The sequence below is a fragment of the Leifsonia sp. 115AMFTsu3.1 genome (assembly GCF_004362795.1).
Classification (GTDB): domain Bacteria; phylum Actinomycetota; class Actinomycetes; order Actinomycetales; family Microbacteriaceae; genus Leifsonia.
On sequence record NZ_SNYB01000002.1, the window covers coordinates 90042 to 109101 of the forward strand.

A 19060-nucleotide genomic window follows, 5' to 3' on the forward strand; every position below is an offset into this window, starting at 1 on the left:
AGGGCGCGCCGAGCCGATTGCGGTCACCGGTGGCGCGCGGGATACGGTCGAGAGGTGGACGACGAACGGGTGTCTCTGCCGCGCCGGCTCGCGAGGCGTGCGCAGCTGGCGCGCGTCGCCGCCGTCCGTGCTCGCCTGGTGCGCCCGCTCGACGGGCGGCAGGGTTCCGTCGCCGGGCGTCGCCCGCTGCGCGTCCTGCTGATCGGCTCCGGCCCGGTCGTGGGCTGGGGCGTCGGCAGCCACGACCTCGCGCTTCCCGGGGCGGTGGCCCGGTCGCTCGCTGCGGCGACCGACCGCGGTGCGGTGGTGGATGTGGTGCCGCACCCGTCGGCGGGGGTCCGCCGGTTGAAGCGGATGGTGGATGCGGCGGGCGTCGACCGCTACGACGCCGTCGTGCTCAGCGCCGCCGTCGCCGACGCGCTCCGGTTCGCCGAGCCGCGCCGCTGGGGTGCGCGCCTGCGGCGACTGCTCGTCGACGTGCACGAGCGCGGCCCGCGCTCCGTGCTGTGGCTGGGGGCCCAGCCCATCCGCTCGATCCGCCCGTACGACACCCCGTCCGGCCTCCTGGCCGACGCGCACGCGGAGCGCCTGAATGCCATCGCCCGGGACGCGTGCCACGACACCGGCAGCCTGTTCGTCGCCCTGTCGGCACCCCCACGCGTCGGCGGTCGTCGCCACCGCACTCCCGGGGACTACCTGTTCTGGGCCCGGCAGATCGTGGATGCGCTCGCCCCCTCCCTGCAGGAGTGCGCTTCGCAGCGGACGGCCCCGACCACGGAGGGTGCGGACCGCGTCGAGGCCATCGAACGCCTCAAGCTGAGCCGTCGTGGCGGAGACGCCCGCCTCGAGGGCATCGTCGGCACCGCCAAACGCACCCTGGGGACGGAGATCGCGATGTTTACCGTGCTCGACGACACACGCGAGTGGCCGCTGGCGTCGACAGGGTCCGTGCTCGACTCGATCCCGATCGAGCAGTCGGCATGCATTCACACCATCCAGACGCCCGACGGGATGATCGTGCCGAACGCCGTCGAAGACGAGCGGTTCGCGGGCAACGCCCTCGTCACCGGGCCGGCGGGTCTGCGGTACTACGCCGGCTACCCGGTCGAGGCGCCCGACGGCACCCGCATCGGAGCGCTCTGCGTTTTCGGTCGCGCGCCGCGGGAGCAGGCCGACGGCGAGGCCGACCTCGACGTGCTGCGCGAGCTGGCGCTGCTCGCCCAGCGGGAGCTATGGCGCTGGGAGCCGACCTCGGAGGGGTGAGCCGCGGGGTCACCGCTCCAGCGCCGTGAGCAGCCGGTCCAGCGAACCGCCCAGTCCCCACCGCTCGGAGAGCGCGCTCAGCGCCTCGCGCTGCTGGACGCTCGGCGCCGTGAGTCGCGCATCCACCTCGGGTAGCGGCAGGTCGCGGACGACCTCGACCACTCGCGGCGCGACCGCCAGGTAGTCGACTGCCGCAGCGAAGCGTGCCCGGGCCGCCGGCTTCATGCCGCTGGAGGAATCCTCCGCGGCCGCGATGATCCCGGCGAGGTCGCCGTAATGCGCCAAGAGCGCGGCGGCCGTCTTCTCGCCGATGCCCGCGACGCCGGGGAGGCCGTCCGAGGTGTCGCCGCGCATCGCCGCGAAGTCGGCGTACTGGTCGGCGCGCACGCCGTATTTGCTCTGCACGACGTCGCTCGTGACGAGTTCGAGGTTGCTCATGCCGCGAGCGGTATAGATCACGCGGACCTCCCGCTCGTCGTCGACGAGCTGGAACAGGTCGCGGTCGCCGGTCACCACATCCACTGGGCCCGTGGTCGTCGTCGCGAGGGTGCCGATGACGTCGTCGGCCTCGTGCTCCGCCGCACCGACGATCGGGATGCCGACGGCGTCCAGCACCTCGCGGATGACCGGCACCTGCGTAACGAGGGCCTCTGGCGTCTCCTCGACGTCGACGCCGCCCGGGACGAGCTGCGCGACCCGGTGCCCCTTGTAACTGGGGATGAGGTCGACACGCCAGCGCGGCCGCCAGTCGTCGTCCCAGCAGGCGATGAGCGCATCCGGCTGGTAGTCGGTCACCAGCTTCGCGATGATGTCGAGGAACCCGCGCACCGCGTTCACCGGCGTCCCGTCAGGCGCCTTCACGGTGTCGGGCACGCCGTAGAACGCACGGAAGTAGAGGGAAGCGCTGTCGAGCAGCATTGTTCGGCCGGTCACGCCCCGATCCTGGCACGTCCGGCCGTTCGCCGGAACGCTTCCTCCTAGGGCACCCGAGCGCTATGGTCGGCGCATGGCCGGAACCGTCGTCGTCGAGCGCACCGAACGCATCCAGGCGGGCAGGGAGCGACTGCTGCCGCTGATCTCCCGGCTGCCCGAGTGGACGCAGTGGTCGCCGTGGGAGGACATGGACCCGGAGCTGAAGCGCGAGTACGCGGGCGAGCCGGGCGCGATCGGCTCGACGTACACCTGGTCGGGCAACCGCAAGGCGGGCGCCGGAGCCATGAGGGTGACCGCCGTGGACGACGCGGGTGTCGGCATCCACCTCGACTTCACACGGCCCTTCCGCTCCTCGAACGAGCTGCGATTCGTGTTGGAGCCGGAGGGCGACGCCACGCGGGTGACCTGGCGGATGGAGACGCCGCAGAAGCTCTACACACGCTTCGTCAACCTCGACAAGCTGGTCGGCGGCGACTTCGAGAAGGGCCTCCGCAACCTGAAGCAGGTGGCCGAGGCCGGCTAAGGGCGCTGGTAGGTTCCGTGGCCGCGCGCGACCAGCCCGTCGCGGAACTCGAGCACCTCGCAGACCACTCCGCCGTTCTGGTTGCGGTAACGGATGACGAGGGTCTCAACGCCCACGAAGTGGTCGAGCACCTCGAAGCGGAGGTCCGGGAGCGCCGCCAGACCGGCCGTCCAGTAGGCGCGGAGCGCATCCTTCCCCCGGGCGACTCCGTCACTGCCGGGCAGCAGCCGCACGGCCAGCGGCGAGCTGAAGGTCACGTCGTCCGTGTAGTGGGACAGCAGGGCTTCGAGGTCGTGGGCATTCCAGTCGCGCAGCCAGCCTGCGACGAAGGTGTCGGCGAAGTCTTCCGTGAGCATGGTCCATCGTGACACGCGCTCACCCCGCCTTCGCTAGCGTGGAGTGGTGACCTCCGCTCCACTCATCGTGTCCGCCGTCGCGGTGGTGCGCGACCGAACCGTGCTCATGGTGACCGCCCGTCGGCGCGATGTCTATTACATGCCGGGCGGCAAAGTGGATGCGGGCGAGACCGCGGCGGAGGCGGCGGCCAGGGAGGCGTTCGAGGAGGTGGCGCTCCGTCTGGCGCCCGACGACCTGGAGGAGCTCTTCGAGGTGCGGACGCAGGCGCACGGCGAGCCGGACGGACGTCAAGTGCACATGCGCGTGTTCCGCGCGGTGACCGACGAGGAGCCGGCTCCGTCTGCGGAGGTCGACGCCATCCACTGGACCACCAGCGCCGACGCGGACCGCTGCCCGCCCGCCGGAAGAGAGGTGCTGCGGCGACTGGTCGAGCTCGACCTCATCGATTGACGCAGCATCCACCGGGCGGATGTGCCCCACGCGAGGGCTGGCGACCGCGGCGACCTGCGGCCAGGCTGGTGCCATGGCGCGAACGCACGAGTTCCGGTTCTCCGGCAATGCCGACTTCGACTTCGAGATCCGCACCACGATCGGTCAGGCCTTCAGTGGCGCTGCCGACATCGGAGAGGTGCTCGCCGCGGTCGAGGGGGTCGGCGAGAAGGACCACGACGGCTGGTTCCGCGCCTGGCTCGGCCTCGGCGACCGGATCGCCGCCCAGGCGGACGCGTCCGCTACTGCAGGTCACGCGGTCAGTGCCGCGAGCGCGTACCTGCGGGCGGCCTCGTACTACGCGACGGCCCTGAACGCGGTGGCCTCGTTGCCGACGGAGGATGAGCTGCTGCCGACGTTCCGCAAACACCGGGCCGCGTGGGATCGCTGGGTGGACCTCGTCGACCGGGATATCGCCCGGGTCGAGATCCCCTACGAAGACACCGCGATGCCCGGTTACCTGTTCCGCGCGCCCGGTGCGGCCGGCGACGACCGCCCGCTGCTGGTCGTCGCCAACGGCAGCGACGGGGCGCTCACCAGCCTGTGGTCGTCGGCGGTGTCGGGGGCGCTCGCGCGCGGCTATCACGCCCTCGTCTTCGACGGGCCGGGGCAGCAGTCGATGCTGTTCGAGCGGAACGTGCCGTTCCGGCCGGACTGGGAGGCCGTGCTCACCCCCGTCCTCGACTTCGTACGCGCCCAGGACGGCGTCGACGCCGACCGCATCGCCCTCTACGGCATCAGCCAGGCCGGGTACTGGGTCCCGCGGGCGCTCGCCTTCGAGCACCGGTTCGCGGCCGCGATCGCCGACCCGGGAGTGGTGGACGTCTCGACCTCCTGGACCGAGCACCTGCCCGCGAACATGCGCAAACTGCTCGACGAGGGGCAGGACGAGAAGTTCGACCGCGACATGCAGATGGGGATGAAGTTCTCGCACGAGCTCGCGTATACCTGGAAGTTCCGCGCCCGTCCGTACGGCACCACGGGCTACGCCGAGACGATGCGCACCGTGCTTCAGTACAACGTCACGGAGGTCGCCGCTCGAATCACCACTCCTCTGCTCATCACCGATCCGGAGCACGAGCAGTTCTGGCCGGGGCAGTCGGAGCAGCTCGCATCGCTGACGCCGGGCGTCTCGACGCTCGTGAAGTTCACCGAGGCGGAGGGCGCGGACTTCCACGTCCAGCCGCTCGCCCGCGCGCTCACCGAGCAGCGGATGTTCGACTGGCTGGACGACCGGCTGGGCCGCTGACCGGCGCGCGGCCGGCTCTTGCCCGTGTCGGTGGCGTGGAGTTGGATGCTGTCATGCAGATCAGCCGCCAGATCGTGGTGTTCGACACCCCCGACATCGATCGCGAGTCGGCCTTCTGGGCCGACCTGATGGGCGGGGAGGTGCGCGGCGACGAGGACGACTGGCGCTCGGTCTACGTGAACGGCGAGCCGCGACTCGGATTCCAGCTCGCGCCGAACCACGAGCGGCCCGACTGGCCGAACGGCGCGCAGCAGCAGCTCCACCTCGACCTCTACGTCGACGACATCCGCGAGGCGCACGAGCACGCGCTCGCCGTGGGCGCGACGCTGCTGAGGCAGGCGGACGACCTCGACGCGGAGGGCGGGTTCCAGGTGTACGAGGATCCGTCCGGTCACCCGTTCTGCCTGTGCTGGGGTTGAGATGAGCGGCGACCTTCCCGCGCTCGCCGTCACCGGCGTCACCGGGGCGATCGGTCGGATGACGGCCGACCTCCTCGCCGACGCCGGTGTGCCGTTCCGGATGCTGGCGCGGTCGCCCGAGCGTGCGCCCCGCTACCCGGGGACCACCGTGGCCGCGGCGACGTACAGCGACCGTGACGCGGTGCTCTCCGCACTCGACGGCGTGGAGACCCTGCTCATGGTGTCCGCGGCCGAGAACGCCGAACGGCTGGGCGAGCACCTGGCGTTCGTGGATGCGGCCGAGGAGTCGGGCGTCCGCCACATCGTCTACACGTCGTTCTTCGGGGCCGCGCCGGACGCGACCTTCACGCTCGCCCGCGACCACTACGCGACCGAGCAGCGCATCCGTTCGTCGGCGATGCGCCACACCTTCCTGCGCGACAACCTGTACCTCGACTTCGCCGAGTTCCTCGTCGGCGACGACGGCGTGATCCGCGGTCCCGCCGGCGACGGTCGAGCGGCCATGGTCGCCCGTGCCGACGTCGCCCGGGTGGCGGCCGTCGCTCTGCAGGACCCGGCGGCGCACGCCGACGTCACCTACGACCTCACCGGTCCGGAGGAGCTCACGTTGGCGGAGGTCGCCGAGAAGCTCAGCGCCCACTCGGGTCGGGCGGTCTCGTTCCATGACGAGACCATCCCGGAGGCGTACGCCTCGCGTGCGAAGTGGAACGCCCCCGACTGGCAGGTCGACGCCTGGGTCTCGACGTACACGGCGATCGCGGCGGGCGAGCTCGCGGGCGTCACCGACGATGTGGAGCGCGTGACCGGCCGACGCCCGCTGTCGCTCGACGAGCTGTTGCGCGGCGCCATCGCCTGACGGCACCGCGGGGAGCCGCTCGGTGTGTCAACCGGACGGGGGATGCGCGCGCGGGCGCCGCATCCGGTAAACAGGACCGGTGACCGCCGCCCAGCCTCCGCAGCCCCAGATTCCGCAGGCGCAGAAGATCAACACGATGGCCCTGATCGGGTTCATCGGCGCCTTCGTCATCCCCGTCGTCGGCATCGTCCTCGGCGTGATCGGCCTCAATCAGACGCGGGTGACCGGCGAGGGCGGCCGAGGGTTGGCGCGTGCCGCAGTGATCCTCGGTTCCGTGTTCACCCTGCTGCAGGTCGGGTTCTTCATCGTGTGGCTGAGCCTCTTCCTCAACGCCATGTCGCACGTCCGCTGACCGTATCCCGAACACGACGAAGGGCGGCCCGCACGCTGCGGACCGCCCTCCGAGGTGGCGTTACGGCTGCGCCGACCAGCCGCCGCGCGGAGGCGCCGGCCAGTGCGGGCGGGTGGGGACGATCGAGTTGACCGCACCCGTCGCCGGGTCGAGGAGCACCTCCCGCTGCTGCGGGTGGAACCAGTCGAACATCCCGCCGAGCGATCCGGCGCGCGTGTCGAACGAGGCGTCGCCGATGCGTCCGGTCAGCCAGTTGTTCTCGATGAAGCGCAGCACGCTGGCCTGCTCGACCGGCGTGTGGTCGACGCGGTTCTGGGCGGCCCAGGGCGAGATGACCAGCAACGGGAGGCGCTGGCTCGGCCCGCAGCGGTCGGCGTAGCCGCCTTGCGTGCGCTTGACGCTCGTGCACACCGTCGAGTCGACGGCCGGGTCGGCGGACCCGTTCGCGACCTTCGGGGCGACGTGGTCGTACCAGCCGTCGGAGTCGTCGTAGGCGACGACCACGGCGGTGCTCGACCAGCTGTCCGACTTCTGGAGGGCGTTGATCTCGTTCACCAGGAATTTCTGCTCGTCCAGCGGGTCGGAGTATCCCGCGTGGCCGTCCTGCGCCTCCGGGGCCTTCAGGAAGGACACGGCCGGCAGGTTGTCCGCCTTCAGGGCCGCGTCGAACGACGTCAGGTCGTACTGGTGGTTCGCCTGGTCGGTGTGCCCGATCGCCTTCACCGAGGTCGGCGGCAGGTGGTGCGGGTTCGAGGTGGACTTGTAGTACTGGAACGGGGAGTGGTGCGGCGAGTAGTCCTTCGGCGTCGCGCCGGCGATGTTGGCCGTCACGGCGTCGCACTTGGCGTACGAACCGGCCTGGCCGTTCCAGGCCGTGGTCGGCGTGAATCCGCCCTGGAACCAGCCCCAGCTGACACCGCGCGCGTTGAGCAGGTCGCCGACGTTGCGGCCGGACATGCCGACCACGGCGGACGACGACGTGTGGTCGTTGTCCGAGCAGTCGTCGTAGGCGGGGTCGGGATCGCCGATCACGGTTCCGACGCCCTTGGCGTCGGGCGACTGGACGGCCGTGGATGCGGTGAGGACGGCTCCGGTCTTGGGGTCGTAGGCGGTGCCGCCGTGCGTCTGACCGGAGATGAGGTTGAGCGCGCCCGGCGTGGACGGGCCGAACGTGGTGTCCCAGCTGTTGTCGCTCATGGCGTAGTTCTGGGCGTAGTTCCACAGACCCGTGACGGTGTTGCCGTCGTAGTAGTCCATGACCAGCCCCGGTGCCCCGTACGCGCCGGTGCAGGTGTCGGTCTCGGTCTTCTGGACGAACATGTCCATCTTCCCGCCGTCGACGGCGGCCTGCTCGGCGGCGTAGCTGTGGTTCTGGTCGCACGTGACCGCCTGCGCGGGCGTGAGCCGCTTCGGCGCGTACAGGTTGGGGTTGTTCGTCAGCGTGCCGGAGGACGTGAGGGTGTCGGTGCGCGGGGTGCGCGGCGACGCCTGGAACGGCGTCCCGTCGGTGTTCGCGGCGTTCGGGTAGGTCCCGAAGTAGTGGTCGAACGAGACGTTCTCGTCGAAGATCACGACGAGGTGCTTGATCGGGGTGAGGGTCTGGGCGGAGTGGTCGGCGTGCGAGCCGCCGGCCGTGGCGACCGCGGGCGCACCCGCGAGGATTCCGGCGCCGGCGAGGGCGGCCGCGCCGGCGAGCGCGACACCTGCGAGGGCGACCGGGGAGCGGCGCAGACGGGAGGGTCTGAACACGATTCCTTCTTCCTTGTTTCACTGATCCCGGCACGGTCGTGACGGGCGGCCTCCACTGGTCAGGCGAGCATGGTGCGCCCGAGCCAGTCGGAGGAGTCGCGGGCTCCGGGGAGCGCGAAGTAGTAGCCGCCGCCGAAGGGCTGGATGTAGTCGGTGAGCGGTTCGCCGGCGAGGCGCTTCTGGACGGTGACGAACTGCCGGTCGAGGTCCTGGTTGAAGGCGACGAAGACGAGGCCCATGTCGAGGTTGCCGTTGGCGTCGAGACCGCCGTCGTAGTTGTAGGCGCGGCGCAGCATCCGCTGGTCGTCGGTGTCCTTCGTGCGCGGGTTGGCGAGCCGGATGTGCGCGTCGAGCTGGATGACGTCGCCGGTCGGGTCGTTCTCGAAGTGCGGATCATCGAACTCGGCGGAGGCGGTGAGTGGGGCGCCGCTGTCGCGTCGGCGGCCGATCATGTTCTCCTGCTCGTGCAGGTTCACGCGGTCCCAGAACTCGACGAGCATGCGGATGACGCGGACGACGTGGTAGCTGCCTCCCGCCGCCCAGGCGGGTTCGTCGCCGGCTTTCGCCCAGACCAGCCGCGCCATCTCGGCGGCGTTCCCGGTGTCGGGTTTGCTCGTGCCGTCTTTGAACCCCATCAGGTTGCGCGGCGTGCCGGTGGGGCGGGGCGGCGAGACGAAGCCGTCCTGCCGCCAGCGCACCTGCATGGCACCGCGGGTCGCCCGGGCGATCTCGCGGACGGCGTGCGTGACCGCGTCCCGGTCGGCCGCGCACACCTGCAGCAGCAGGTCGCCGTCGCAGACCTCGCGGCGGAGGGCGTCGTCGGGGAACTCGTCCATCGTCCGCAGCCGAGCGGGCTTCCGCGCGGCCAGCCCGAAGCGCTCGTCGAACAGCGAAGCGCCGGCCGAGAGCGTGACGGTCAGCGAATCGGGGACGACGGTCGGCCCGAGCACGCCCGAGTCGCGCGGCGGTGCGACGAGCCCTGGGTCGGGCGGTGTGCCTCCCGTGGTGAGGAAGCGCGCGCGCTCGGTGATCGTCTTCAGCAGGTCGGCGAGCTCGGCACGGGATGCGGCGGTGACGTCGAGCGCGACGAACGACGCCTCGCGCTGCGGCGGGGTGAGGATGCCCTGCTGGTGCTGCCCGTGGAACGGGAAGGAGGCGGGATGGGCGGCTGACGGCCGAGCGGCGGCCACGGCTCGGGCGTCGGTCGTGATGCCCACTCCGGCGACGGCGACACCCGCCGCTCCGATGGCACCCGCCTGGAGGAAGCCGCGGCGGTCGATGGGCGTCATGAGTCCCTCCTCGGGTCGCAGATGGCGGCGACCGGGGCGAGCAGTTCCGCGGCGCGGTCGAGAGCCGCATCCACCCGCTCCCGGTCCGTTCGGCTGAGCCGGTCGAGTGGCGTCCAGGTGCCGTCGGGCGCGCGATGGGCCTCGACGACCGCATGGGCGGCGGCGAGGGCGGCCCGCGTGTCACCGAGCTGCTCGTATCGCCCGGTCAGCACCGGTTCCAGCGGTGCGAGCGCCTGCTCCGCGCCCGTCAGCTCGGCGTCGACGCTCGCCAGCGACGTGCCGGAGCCGGCATCGGTCGCACCGGTCAGGGTGTCCTGGATGGCGTCCTCGACGATCTCGTGCGCCCGGAGCGCCACATCGCCGGGGTCGAGCTGGACGCCGGCGAACTCGGTCTGCAGCCGGTCGACCAGGCCGAGGAGGTCGTGGGCGGATGCGGCGACCGTCGCCGCCGCATCCCCGTGCCAGAGCTGCGATTCGACGAGGTGGAAACCGGTCGGATCTGTGCGCGGGAGTCCGTCGACCTGGTCGCCGAGCTCGCCGAAGGCGTCATACGCCGCGCCGAGCGTCTCGTAGGTGGTGTGTGCCGTCAGCCAGTCGCGTCGTGCGGCCGGTAAGTCGCCCTCCTCGGCGTCGGCCGCGACGGCGGCGACCTGCTGGCGGAGCGCGGGCAGCCGTGAGGCGACCCAGGTCGTGTAGGCCTTGGCGACCGGGATGAGGTCGTTGCGGGTGACGGGCACGATACCGGGCGTGAGCGGCGAGCCCGGTGGCGCTTTGCCGACCGTGACGACGGGCCCGTGGACGGGGTCGGCGTCGGCGGGCAGGCAGACGAACCGGTAGCGGCCGGCGCCGAGCGTGACACGTGCGGTGGCGTGGGCGCCGGCCCCGATGCTTTCGAGGTCGAGGTAGACGCGCTTGCTGTCGACGGCCTGCACATAGACCTCGATGCCGCCGACGGTTGTGTTGGTGACCGTGAAGGTCTGGTCGCCGCCGTGCACGGTCGGACCGGAGGCGGCCGCGCCGCTCGGGGCGCCGCTCTCGCCCCATCCACGGCCGCAGTCGTCCATCCCCGCGGTGATGTCGAACGCATCGGGTGCGTTCGGCGCGACGGCCACCGGCCGCAACGCGATCGTCAGGATCGTCGCGACGACGACGAGCGCTCCGAGGGCCGCGAAGAAGGCGGCGAGCCGGGCGCGGGTCGACATCGGGGGAGGGCTCCTGTGGGGTCGGACGCCGGCGACGGTCCGGCGTCAGCGATCCTAGAAGTGGCTCCCGGCGTGCCGTGCCCCGCTTCACCCGCTGTTCATCGGACCGTCACCGGTATGCCCCCGGACGGGGGGTGAGGATGCGTCGAATACGTTCGGGTGCCGAACAAACGGGCAGGATTCAGCGGGCCAGCGGGCGGATGATGGGACGGACGAGAGGAGGGGCGATGCGCGAGGCGAGCTGTCCGCAGTGCCGTGGCGTGGCCCGACTCGTCAGCAACCCCTACTACGGCGCCGGCCTGGCCGTGCACCGCGACCTCCTGGTCTGCCAGGACTGCGGCTACTCCGGCTTCGCCGAGAACGACGACGCGGTGACCGACGACGTGGCGGCACCGCCGCGCGAGGGCGCGCTGAGGCGCCTCCTCCGCTTCGTGACCGGGCGCTAGCGACCAGCGGTCCCTTGCGTGGTCGTGCGCGAGTCACGAGCAGAGAGAAGGATTTCCGACGGCCAGCCGTGCCTCTCGAAATACGTGATGAGGCGCTCATGAACAGTTGCGTCGGTTGCCTCCGGGTCGCGAAGCCAGCGTCGGCGAGCCATGTCGATCAGAGCGTCGACGGCATCCACAAGGGAGGAGTCGATCGCGTACGCCAGGAATGCCGGCATCCGTTGAGCGTCGAGCAGGCCGCTGGCGATGACCTCGTCATGCAGGCCCGCGTCGTCGGTAAGAAGGATGTCCGCATGGCCCCACAGTGCCGCAGCGACAACATGGCGATCCTTCTCGTTGATCGCGAGACTGACGTCGACATCTACGGCGCCGGGCCAGGCGACCAGCGCATCGGGGAAGGCGCCGGTCATGGCTTCGAACAGCGCGTCTCTGTCTTCTGTGCTCATGTCCTCCGGGAGATGCCGTGCGGTTTCGTCGAGGACGAGAGGACTCCACAGGACGTCGCAGACTCCGACGTCGGCGAGGGTGAGGACGATATCGCGCCAACGCCCCGGGACCAGGATGTTGGCGTCGACGAACACGCGGAACGGCACGTCAGAACGGGTCGCCGTCGTACCCGCCGGTGCGGGCGGCCACGTCGGCCACGATATCGAGCTTGGTGCGGCGTTCTCTCTTGGACTCTTCGAGGTACCGGACGACCTCGGTCAACGACACGCGACGATGCGTGCCCCGATACTCGTAATCGAGCTTTCCGCCGTCGATCAGATTCACGACGAAGGAACGCGAGACGCCGAGGAAGTCGGCGACCTGGGACGTCGTCAACAGCGTGCGGGCTGACCCGATGACGACACTCTCGCCATTCGCGAACCGCTCGAGAAGGTCCCGAACCGCGTCCGCCACTTCGTCAGGAAGGGCGATGGCGTCATCGCCCACCAGCAGTCTCGGCGGCGCGGCAGACGCGTGGAGTCGCTCGGCGGCCGACCTGAGCGTGCTCAACGTCGACGTGTCCACCACTGCGTCGGTTGCGTGCGGACTCAACAGGGTCATGCCGGCCTCCAAGTTCCATCGCGAAGGACCAGCCTATCGCCGAAACGCGATAAACGCCATAAACACCATAAGTCACACGCTAGCGGATCCGCACGCGCCCCTGCTGCCACATGCGCGCGGCCGTCACCCGCGGGTTGGCCTGCTCGTCCGCATCCACTCCGAGCGCGGTGTAGAGACGGCCGAGCATGGTCTCGACGGCGCGGACGCTCGTCCCGCGTTCGGCGGCGATGCGCCGGGTGGATGCGCCCGAGGCGACAAGGCGCAGCACCTCCGCCTGGGCCCGCGTGACCGTGCGGACGTCGTCGTCGGGTTCGGCGAGCTGGTGCTCGCCGCCCACGATCGCCGCGTCGACCGCGGCGACCAGCACATCCACATCCTTCACCTGCGACTTGACCAGGTACACGACCGAGGGCGGGAGGGTGCCGTCGCCGACCGCCAGCTGCGGGGAGAGGTGCGAGGTGAGCACGACGAGCCCGACCCACGGCTGCTCGCGGTGAACGCGCCACAGCAGTTCTGCCCCGGAGTCGCCTCCGCCGAAGTCGAGGTCGGTGACCACGGCGTTCGGCTCGACCTCGGCGATGATGTCCCAGGCGTCGGCCGCGCTCGTGGCCTGGGCGGTCTCGATGCCGGTGGAGCGGAGTGCGGACGCGACCATCGAGGCCGTGAAGACGTCGTCGTCGGCCACCACGGCGCGCAGGGTCCGTGCTCGCGCGGGTATGTCGGTCATGGTTCTGGCTCCTGCCCCTTCGTCACCGTCCCAGAGGTGGACGCCACGCGGCGAGCTCAGCAGGTCGGGTCAGGCAGCCGCTGCTGACCAGTATCGGCTGAGCGTGGCCGCGTCCCCGGCGGCCGAGGAGGCGGGGGCGTTCGCGCAGCGAACATCCGCAGGGGAGCGGGTCGTCAGCGACCGCGAGGACCTCCCGGCCCGGGGTTTCCGTGCCCATGGCCGTCAGTGTAGGCCCGAAAGTCCGCCTACAATCCCCCCATGCCCCAGCCGAAGCCTCCGCGCGCGTCGCAGACGACCCCGTCCGACGCGTTGCGGCTGAACGGGCTGGACGCGCTCTTCCACGGTCACCCGGACGGCGTGTGCGTCGTCGACGTGGACGGCACCTTCGTCGAGTGCAACCGTGCGCTCGCCGACCTGACCGGCTATTCCGCCGAGGAGCTGACGGGGATGTCGTTCGCGCGGCTCCTGCATCCCGACTCCCTCGGCTACACGCTCGCCCGGTTCGAGGAGGCGCTCGCCGGCCAGAATCGGCGGTACGTCACGCGCGTCCTCACTCCGGAGGGCCGCATCCGCTCGCTGGATGTGACGATCATCCCCCTGCGCGGCACCGACGGCGCGGTGGCGGCCGTGCTGGCGATCGCCCGTGACATCGGCGACGTGGAGCGCTCGGCCGCGGCGGCCGCGGGCAACGAGGCGCTCGTGCGCATGGCGGCCCGCATCGCCGGCTTCGCCGGGTGGGTCGTCGACGTGACGACCGGCGGGGTCGAATGGAGCGAGGAACTGTTCCGCCTGCTCGGGATGGAGCCCGGCCGCGTGCCGCTGGACGCGGAGGCGCTCGCGCTGTTCGAGCCGGAGGACCGTCGCGCAGTACGGACCGCCTTTCAGCGCACGGCTATTCACGGTGACCCTCTGGATGTGCGGGCCACGATCGTCGACGCGTCCGGCCGGCTGGTGCACGCGCACCTGGTGGGCGAGCCGGAGCGCAACGAGAACGGCGAGGTGGTCCGCATCCACGGTGCGTTCCACGACGTCACCGCGCTGGTGCGCCACCGGGAGGAGCAGCGGGCGATGGCGCGTCTGCTGCGGAACTCGCTCGACCAGGTGCACGACGCCATCGGTTTCGTCGACCGCTCCTGGCGGTTCACGTTCGCGAACTCGTGGGCGCTGCAGCTCGGCGGGATCGACGAGACGCGGCTGCGCGACCGGACGGTGTGGGAGATGTTCCCGACCGCGCTCGGCAGCGCGTTCGAGGGCATCTACCGCGACGCGATGGACCGCGGCGTCGCCGGGAGCGCCCGCGCCTACTCGCCGGAGTGGGGCTGCTGGTTCGAGGTGGACGCGCATCCCACCGAAGGCGGCATCGCGATCATCGTCCGGGATGTGACCGAGGACCAGGAGGCCCGGCGCACGCTCGAGCAGTACACGCGGCGGGTGGCGTCGCAGGCCGCCCTGCTGGATGCCGCGCGCGACGCGATCCTGGTGCGCGACCTCGACGGTGTCATCCGCTACTGGAACCGCGGCGCGGAGGCGATCTACGGCATCCCGGCGTCCGAGGCGGTGGGGCATTCCGTGCGCGAGCTGCTCTACGACGACCCGGCCGAGTTCGACGCGGCGACCGAGGCGCTGATGCGCGACGGGTTCTGGGTGGGCGAGCTGCGCCAGCGACGGGTCGACGGTTCGCTGCTCATCGCCGACTGCCGTTGGCAGCTGTCGCGCGGAGAGGACGGCGAGGTGACCGTCTTCGCCGTCAACTCGGACATCACCGAGCATCGCAGGCAGGAGGAGCAGCGCATCCGGACCCAGCGGCTGGAGAGCCTGGGAACCCTCGCCGGCGGCATCGCCCACGACCTCAACAACGTGCTCACGCCCATCCTCATGTCGGTGCAGCTGCTCCGGCAGGACGAACAGGATGCGCGCAGACGCGACCTGCTCGACACCCTCGATGCGGCGGCGCAGCGCGGGGCAGGGATGATCCGTCAGGTGCTGTCGTTCGCACGCGGCTCAGAGGGGAGGCGGGAGCCGGTCGACCTGGGCGCCCTGCTGCGGGAGGTCGAGCGGTTCTGCCGCGAGACGCTTCCGCGCTCCATCGAGCTGGTGGTGGATGCGCCCGCCGAGCTGCCGCCGGTGACGGGGGACGACACCGAGCTGTTCCAGGTGCTGGTGAACCTGATCACGAACGCCCGCGACGCGATGCCCGAGGGAGGCGTGCTGACCGTGCGCGCGGCCGCCGGCGACGACGGAGTGCGACTCGAGGTGCGCGACTCGGGGGTCGGGATGGACGGGCGGACGGCCGGCCGCATCCTGGAGCCGTTCTTCACGACGAAGGAGAGCGGAACCGGCCTCGGCCTGCCGACCTCCGCCGCCATCGTGAAGGCGCACGGCGGCGAGCTGCAGGTCGAGACCGCTCCCGGAGCCGGCACGTCGATTGCGTTCGTCCTTCCGGCGGCGAAGGGAGAGGCGGACGGCCGCTCCCCGGTGGGTGCGCCGGCCGTGCCGCGCGGAGCCGGCCGTCGGGTGCTCGTCGTCGACGACGAGGCCGCGATCGGCGAGCTGGTGCGGCAGACCCTCGACCAGAACGGATTCCTGACCGAGGTCGCTGGCGGCCCGGAGGCGCTCGAGCTGCTGGCCGGCGGCCGTCGCTTCGATGCGGTCGTGACCGACATCATGATGCCCGGCGTCCCCGGCGAACGCATCGCCCGGATGGTGGCGGAGCAGCAGCCCGGGGCGGCGATCGTGCTGATGAGCGGGATGCTGCCCGGTTCCTCTGCGCGAGCGTCGGTCGAGCGCGATGGCGCGTACTTCCTGGCCAAGCCGTTCACCCCTGCCGCCCTGCTCGCGACCCTGGACTCCGCGCTGAAGCAGCAGAGGGGCCTCGCCCCGGAGGCGGTCCTCCGCTCTCTGGTCGAGCCGGCGCTGCGGGAGGCGGTCGCCGCCCTGCAGGCGGGGCTCCCCTCCGAGACGGAGCGGGAGCGCCTGCGGGCCTCGCTGACGGCGGCAGCCGAGTCGTCCCAGCTGGCCCTCGGCGACCGGGCGTCGGAGCCGCGCATCCACCGGATCGTCGGGGCGGCGGCATCCGCGGCGATGGCGCTCTCGTTCGGCGCCGACATCGTCCCGGTGGCGGAGATCCGGGAGCGGCTGGAGGAGGGCCTGAGGCTTATGGCGGCGGGATCCTGGCCACCCGAAGACCAGGATCCCGCCGCGGAGGTGTCGCGCTGACGCCGTCGTGGACCGGGGGGAACGGGACGGCGCCTGCGCGCGACGCACACGATCTTCGCCGGTGACGACCGGCGAGTGCAACGAGGCCACCGGATGGCTGTGCGTCGTGCGAACAAATCGAGTAGCCAAGGAGAGCGCTCTCTTGTGTAAGGCTTCGGACATGAAGGAATCTCACAGCGCCGAGATGACGGAACCGGCGTCCGTTCACGGGCCGGGCCGCGCCCCGGCTGGGATGCCCCTCACGATCCGCCTCGGCGAGCAGGAGTACGCCGCCCTCGTGCGGATCGCACGCTCACGCGAGACCACAGCAGCAGCCCTGGTGGAGAAGCTGGTGCTGCACGCGTTGAGCCGGGCCGAAGTGCCTCCACCGGCGGACTCGCACCCCGCGCGGAGGCACACCACCTACGAGGAGGCGACGGCGGGTTTCCGCCCGGACGTCCCCGCACGAACGGCGCCCGACGTGTAGGAGTCCGCCGCAGCAGCACCACTTTCACCATTCTCACAGCGCGCGTACAGTCCACGGCGTGAAGCATCGACACATCGCCCCGGGGGCGGTGGCGCTGCTGGTGGCGGGCGTGCTCGTGGGCTGCTCCGCCGACGACAGCGCACGCGGCTCCCTGTCGCAGTCCGCCGGGACGGCGGCATCGGCCGCCCGCGCCGCCGGTCTCGTTCTCGGCCTGCACGAGCAGGACGAGATCCTGTCCACCGTGCAGGACACCGGTCTGACCGATGTCGCCGACCGCCTGGCGCAGGAGGCGCAGACGGTTTCGACGATGACCGCCATCGGCGGGATCGGCGCCAGGCGCGACAGCGTGCTGGCCGACATCCGGGCGGCCCAGGATGTGGTGACCGCCGCCCAGCGGGCCCAGGCGTCCGGCACGGACTCGACGGTCACGGTCGACCGGCAGCGCCGCGAGCTCGATCGGCTCGCTCAGGAGCTGCAGGCGGCATCCCGGCGGCTGGAGCACGAATGAAGGGGATCTTCGCCGTCGCGCTCGGCGTGCTGACCGCCATCGGCGGATTCGTCGACATCGGTGACCTCGTCACGAACAGCGTCGTCGGGTCGCGGTTCGGGATGACGCTGACCTGGGTCGTCCTCGTCGGCGTGGTCGGCATCTGCCTGTTCGCCCAGATGTCCGGACGGGTCGCAGCGGTGAGTGGCCGGGCGACGTTCGAGATCATCCGCGAGCGGCTCGGAGCCCGGATGGCCCTCGCGAACCTGTCGGCCTCGTTCCTGATCAACCTGCTGACCCTGACCGCGGAGATCGGCGGTATCGCGCTCGCCCTGCAGCTCGCCTCCAGCATCGAGCCCGTGCTCTGGTTCCCCGTCGCGGCCATCGCGGTCTGGATCGTCATCTGGCGGGTCAAGTTCTCGATCATGGAGAACGTGACGGGGCTGCTGGGCCTCGCCCTGGTCGTGTTCGCCGTCGCCCTGTTCTTCCTCCACCCGGACTGGTCCGCCCTCGGCTCGCAGGTGCTGCTCCAGCCGTCGCCGCACACCGACGAGACGCCTGCGACGTACTGGTACTACGCGATCGCCCTGTTCGGCGCCGCGATGACGCCCTACGAGGTGTTCTTCTTCTCGTCCGGCGCGATCGAGGAGAAGTGGAAGAAGAAGGACCTGGCTCAGTCGCGTCTCAACGTGCTCGTCGGCTTCCCGCTCGGCGGGCTGCTGTCGCTCGCCATCGCCGCGTGCGCCACGGTCGTGCTCCTCCCGAAGGGCATCCAGGTGGAGTCGTTGTTCGAGACGGCGCTTCCCGTGGCGCAGGCGCTCGGCAAGATCGGGCTCATCATCGTCATCCTCGGCTTCGTGGCCGCGACCTTCGGCGCCGCCCTCGAGGTGACGCTGTCGAGCGGGTACACGCTGGGGCAGTTCTTCGGATGGCCGTGGGGCAAGTTCCGGCGCCCGGCCTCGGCGTCGCGGTTCCACGCCGTGATGATCCTGTCGCTGGTCGTCGCCCTCGGCATCCTCTTCACCGGCGTCGACCCGGTGCAGGTCACCGAGTTCTCGGTGGTGTTCTCGGCGATCGCCCTGCCGTTGACGTATCTTCCGATCCTGATCGTCGCGAACGACCCCAAATACATGGGGGACGAGGTCAACGGCAGAGCGACGAACTTCTTCGGCCTGATCTACCTCGGACTCATCTTGGTGGCGTCGATCGCCGCCATCCCCCTCATGATCGTGACGGGAGCAGGAGCATGACGCAGAAACGCCACCTTCCGCCGGCGCCGGCCGTCGCCGGTCGTGTGCTGGACGCCGGGCTCGATCTCCTCGACCGGCAGATCCTCGACCCCGACGCCGTCCCGGTCAGCACCGTCGACGATCTGGAGCTGACCACGCCGGACGACCTGGAGCACCTCGACCCGGACTCCCCGCCGATCATCGAGTCGCTGCTCACCGGTCCCATCCTGCTGACCCGGATCTTCGGCGGGCGGCTTCCCGATTCCCGGTTCATCCGCATCCCGTGGAAGGTGGTCGCCGACCCGGGAACGGTCGTGAGGGTGGGCGTCGCGGCCGACTCGCTCGATGCGAGCTGGACCGAACGATGGATGCGCGACCACGTGATCGCGCGCATCCCCGGGGGTCGTCATGATCCTGAGTGACCTGCTCGGCAGCCCGGTTGTCACCGCGGAAGGCGAGCGGCTCGGCGTCGTGGTCGACGCCCGGTTCGCCCTCGACGGCCCGCCCGACGGGCTGCTCGCCGCCGCGCGACTGCACGGCCTGGTGGTGAGCCCGCACGCCCACGAATCGTTCGCCGGCTACGAGCGGAGAGATGTGGATGCGCCGGCGCTGATCGCCCGCTTCCTGCGCTGGCGTGCGCGCGGCTCGGTGCTGGTGCTGTGGCCGGACCTCGCGTCGTTCAGTGACGACGTCATCCGGCTGCGTCCGGGCGCGACGCTGTACTCGCCGCGCTTCGACTCCTCGGAGTCCTGAGGGGCGCC

General features: G+C 71.0%; 22 protein-coding genes. 14 read left to right on the top strand and 8 right to left on the bottom strand.

The features are described from left to right. Positions 1 to 54: 54 nt before the first annotated feature. On the top strand, positions 55 to 1263 hold the full coding sequence (locus AXZ95_RS11380) for a GAF domain-containing protein (RefSeq protein ID WP_018192691.1): 1209 nt from the start codon (positions 55 to 57) through the stop codon (positions 1261 to 1263). Positions 1264 to 1272: 9 nt separating this feature from the next. Here AXZ95_RS11380 and AXZ95_RS11385 read toward each other — a convergent pair whose 3' ends face one another. Next, positions 1273 to 2181 carry a 5'-3' exonuclease gene (locus AXZ95_RS11385; RefSeq protein ID WP_018192690.1) on the bottom strand — a complete coding sequence of 303 codons (909 nt, stop codon included), beginning with the start codon at positions 2179 to 2181 and terminating at the stop codon, positions 1273 to 1275. A gap of 88 nt (positions 2182 to 2269) precedes the next feature. Between AXZ95_RS11385 and AXZ95_RS11390 the strand changes: the two genes are divergently transcribed. Continuing rightward, positions 2270 to 2719 (top strand): SRPBCC family protein, encoded by a 450-nt coding sequence (locus AXZ95_RS11390; RefSeq protein ID WP_018192689.1) that lies wholly within the window; start codon positions 2270 to 2272, stop codon positions 2717 to 2719. On the opposite strand, the gene AXZ95_RS11395 is transcribed toward AXZ95_RS11390, so the two are convergent. Beyond that, positions 2716 to 3075 carry a nuclear transport factor 2 family protein gene (locus tag AXZ95_RS11395; protein ID WP_018192688.1) on the bottom strand — a complete coding sequence of 120 codons (360 nt, stop codon included), beginning with the start codon at positions 3073 to 3075 and terminating at the stop codon, positions 2716 to 2718. The two genes, AXZ95_RS11390 and AXZ95_RS11395, sit on opposite strands and share 4 nt — an antisense overlap. Before the next feature lie 46 nt (positions 3076 to 3121). Between AXZ95_RS11395 and AXZ95_RS11400 the strand changes: the two genes are divergently transcribed. The 5 genes from AXZ95_RS11400 (at position 3122) to AXZ95_RS11420 (ending at position 6441) form a co-directional block, all read left to right on the top strand. Continuing rightward, positions 3122 to 3526, top strand: coding sequence for an NUDIX domain-containing protein (locus AXZ95_RS11400; protein WP_018192687.1), 405 nt, complete (start codon positions 3122 to 3124; stop codon positions 3524 to 3526). A gap of 73 nt (positions 3527 to 3599) precedes the next feature. After that, on the top strand, positions 3600 to 4814 hold the full coding sequence (locus AXZ95_RS11405; protein ID WP_018192686.1) for a prolyl oligopeptidase family serine peptidase: 1215 nt from the start codon (positions 3600 to 3602) through the stop codon (positions 4812 to 4814). 53 nt (positions 4815 to 4867) lie between these two features. Further along, entirely contained in the window at positions 4868 to 5233 is a 366-nt protein-coding gene (locus tag AXZ95_RS11410) for a VOC family protein (protein WP_018192685.1), read from the top strand. A 1-nt stretch (position 5234) separates the two neighbouring features. Next, on the top strand, positions 5235 to 6089 hold the full coding sequence (locus AXZ95_RS11415) for an SDR family oxidoreductase (protein WP_018192684.1): 855 nt from the start codon (positions 5235 to 5237) through the stop codon (positions 6087 to 6089). A 79-nt stretch (positions 6090 to 6168) separates the two neighbouring features. After that, complete coding sequence (locus tag AXZ95_RS11420) at positions 6169 to 6441, top strand: DUF4190 domain-containing protein (protein ID WP_018192683.1); 273 nt, start codon at positions 6169 to 6171, stop codon at positions 6439 to 6441. Positions 6442 to 6501: 60 nt separating this feature from the next. On the opposite strand, the gene AXZ95_RS11425 is transcribed toward AXZ95_RS11420, so the two are convergent. Genes AXZ95_RS11425 through AXZ95_RS11435 form a run of 3 tightly spaced genes read right to left on the bottom strand, consistent with a single transcriptional unit; the run spans position 6502 to position 10681 of the window. Continuing rightward, positions 6502 to 8190 (bottom strand): alkaline phosphatase family protein, encoded by a 1689-nt coding sequence (locus AXZ95_RS11425; protein WP_018192682.1) that lies wholly within the window; start codon positions 8188 to 8190, stop codon positions 6502 to 6504. 59 nt (positions 8191 to 8249) lie between these two features. Further along, positions 8250 to 9479 carry an iron uptake transporter deferrochelatase/peroxidase subunit gene (gene efeB, locus AXZ95_RS11430; RefSeq protein ID WP_018192681.1) on the bottom strand — a complete coding sequence of 410 codons (1230 nt, stop codon included), beginning with the start codon at positions 9477 to 9479 and terminating at the stop codon, positions 8250 to 8252. After that, positions 9476 to 10681 carry an EfeM/EfeO family lipoprotein gene (locus AXZ95_RS11435; RefSeq protein ID WP_018192680.1) on the bottom strand — a complete coding sequence of 402 codons (1206 nt, stop codon included), beginning with the start codon at positions 10679 to 10681 and terminating at the stop codon, positions 9476 to 9478. Before AXZ95_RS11435 ends, efeB begins: the two co-directional genes overlap by 4 nt. A gap of 227 nt (positions 10682 to 10908) precedes the next feature. Between AXZ95_RS11435 and AXZ95_RS11440 the strand changes: the two genes are divergently transcribed. After that, positions 10909 to 11127 carry a hypothetical protein gene (locus tag AXZ95_RS11440; protein ID WP_018192679.1) on the top strand — a complete coding sequence of 73 codons (219 nt, stop codon included), beginning with the start codon at positions 10909 to 10911 and terminating at the stop codon, positions 11125 to 11127. Here the strand turns inward: AXZ95_RS11440 and AXZ95_RS11445 are convergent. From AXZ95_RS11445 to AXZ95_RS11455, 3 genes are all read right to left on the bottom strand, one after another. After that, the gene (locus tag AXZ95_RS11445; protein ID WP_018192678.1) at positions 11124 to 11720 is read right to left on the bottom strand and encodes a PIN domain-containing protein; all 597 of its coding nucleotides are present in this window, start codon (positions 11718 to 11720) and stop codon (positions 11124 to 11126) included. The two genes, AXZ95_RS11440 and AXZ95_RS11445, sit on opposite strands and share 4 nt — an antisense overlap. 1 nt (position 11721) lies before the next feature. Next, on the bottom strand, positions 11722 to 12186 hold the full coding sequence (locus AXZ95_RS11450; RefSeq protein WP_133638890.1) for a helix-turn-helix domain-containing protein: 465 nt from the start codon (positions 12184 to 12186) through the stop codon (positions 11722 to 11724). Between the two features lie 67 nt (positions 12187 to 12253). Further along, the gene (locus AXZ95_RS11455) at positions 12254 to 12901 is read right to left on the bottom strand and encodes a response regulator (RefSeq protein ID WP_018192676.1); all 648 of its coding nucleotides are present in this window, start codon (positions 12899 to 12901) and stop codon (positions 12254 to 12256) included. Between the two features lie 258 nt (positions 12902 to 13159). Here AXZ95_RS11455 and AXZ95_RS11460 point away from each other — a divergent pair, with 258 nt between their 5' ends. The 6 genes from AXZ95_RS11460 (at position 13160) to AXZ95_RS11485 (ending at position 19052) form a co-directional block, all read left to right on the top strand. Next, positions 13160 to 16117: a PAS domain S-box protein gene (locus tag AXZ95_RS11460; RefSeq protein WP_018192675.1), complete on the top strand. Its 2958-nt coding sequence runs from the start codon at positions 13160 to 13162 to the stop codon at positions 16115 to 16117. Between the two features lie 160 nt (positions 16118 to 16277). Next, entirely contained in the window at positions 16278 to 16583 is a 306-nt protein-coding gene (locus AXZ95_RS11465) for a hypothetical protein (protein WP_018192674.1), read from the top strand. 58 nt (positions 16584 to 16641) lie between these two features. Beyond that, the gene (locus tag AXZ95_RS11470; protein ID WP_231374518.1) at positions 16642 to 17091 is read left to right on the top strand and encodes a hypothetical protein; all 450 of its coding nucleotides are present in this window, start codon (positions 16642 to 16644) and stop codon (positions 17089 to 17091) included. Beyond that, positions 17088 to 18320, top strand: a complete 1233-nt coding sequence (locus AXZ95_RS11475) for a divalent metal cation transporter (protein ID WP_018192672.1) — start codon at positions 17088 to 17090, stop codon at positions 18318 to 18320. The genes AXZ95_RS11470 and AXZ95_RS11475 overlap by 4 nt, the downstream gene beginning before the upstream one ends. Further along, positions 18317 to 18721: a hypothetical protein gene (locus AXZ95_RS11480; protein WP_018192671.1), complete on the top strand. Its 405-nt coding sequence runs from the start codon at positions 18317 to 18319 to the stop codon at positions 18719 to 18721. Before AXZ95_RS11475 ends, AXZ95_RS11480 begins: the two co-directional genes overlap by 4 nt. Next, positions 18708 to 19052 carry a PRC-barrel domain-containing protein gene (locus AXZ95_RS11485; protein WP_018192670.1) on the top strand — a complete coding sequence of 115 codons (345 nt, stop codon included), beginning with the start codon at positions 18708 to 18710 and terminating at the stop codon, positions 19050 to 19052. Before AXZ95_RS11480 ends, AXZ95_RS11485 begins: the two co-directional genes overlap by 14 nt. The last annotated feature ends 8 nt before the right edge of the window (positions 19053 to 19060 follow it).